Source organism: Streptomyces smyrnaeus, from assembly GCF_017676345.1.
In the GTDB taxonomy this organism is placed as follows: Bacteria; Actinomycetota; Actinomycetes; order Streptomycetales; family Streptomycetaceae; genus Streptomyces; species Streptomyces smyrnaeus.
Genome location: NZ_JAFFZM010000060.1, coordinates 1 through 964, shown reverse-complemented (window position 1 = coordinate 964; position 964 = coordinate 1). Strand labels below are relative to the sequence as shown.

At 71.2% G+C, this 964-nt stretch carries 1 protein-coding gene; it reads right to left on the bottom strand.

The annotated features are described in order from the left end of the window. A partial coding sequence (locus JW613_RS35455) for a ketoacyl-synthetase C-terminal extension domain-containing protein (protein ID WP_209215310.1) occupies positions 1–964 on the bottom strand: 964 nt, incomplete at both ends.

Sequence of the window (964 nt, the reverse complement as noted above, 5' to 3'; positions counted from 1 at the left end):
TCCCCCGCCGACCGCCGACCCGCACACCAACCCCGGATACGGCTCACCCGACGCCAACGCCGCCAAGCCCGCCGTCAGCTCTTCCCGCTCCTCCCCCAGCACCACAGCCCGCTGCTCGAACACCGACCGCGTCCGCAGCAACGACCAGCCCACCTCGGCCGGGGAGCCGGCCACTTCACCGAGGCGACCCGCAAGCTCCCGCAGCGCCTCCGGGCTTCTGGCGGTCAGCGCCCAGGGCACCGTCCCTGCGGGCTCCTCGGTGTCCGGCTCCTCGGGCGTCGTCTGCGGGCCCTGCTCCAGAATCAGGTGCGCGTTCGTGCCCGAGGCGCCGAAGGACGAGACACCGGCCCGGCGCGGGCGCTCTCCCTCCGGCCACTCCACCGGTTCGGTCAGCAGCCGTACCGCTCCCGACTCCCAATCCACGTGCGGCGAGGGCTCATCGATGTGCAACGACGCGGGCAGCACACCGTGCCGCATCGCCTGCACCATCTTGATCACACCCGCAACTCCGGCAGCAGCCTGGGTGTGCCCGATGTTCGACTTCACCGACCCCAACCACAACGGCCGCTCCCCGGACCGCTCCTGCCCATACGTCGACAACAACGCCTGCGCCTCGATCGGATCGCCCAGCGTCGTCCCCGTCCCATGACCCTCCACCACATCCACATCGGATGCGGCCAACCCGGCGTTGGCGAGGGCCTGCCGGATCACCCGCTCCTGCGACGGACCGTTCGGCGCCGTCAAACCATTGCTCGCACCATCCTGATTCACCGCCGAACCCCGCAACACCGCCAACACCCGATGACCGTTGCGCCGCGCGTCCGACAACCGCTCCAACAACACCAGGCCGACCCCCTCGCCCCAGCCCGTGCCGTCCGCCCCGGCCGCGTACGGTTTGCAGCGGCCGTCCGGGGCCAGACCACGCTGGCGTGAGAAGCCCGTGAAGACCTCCGGGGTCGCCATG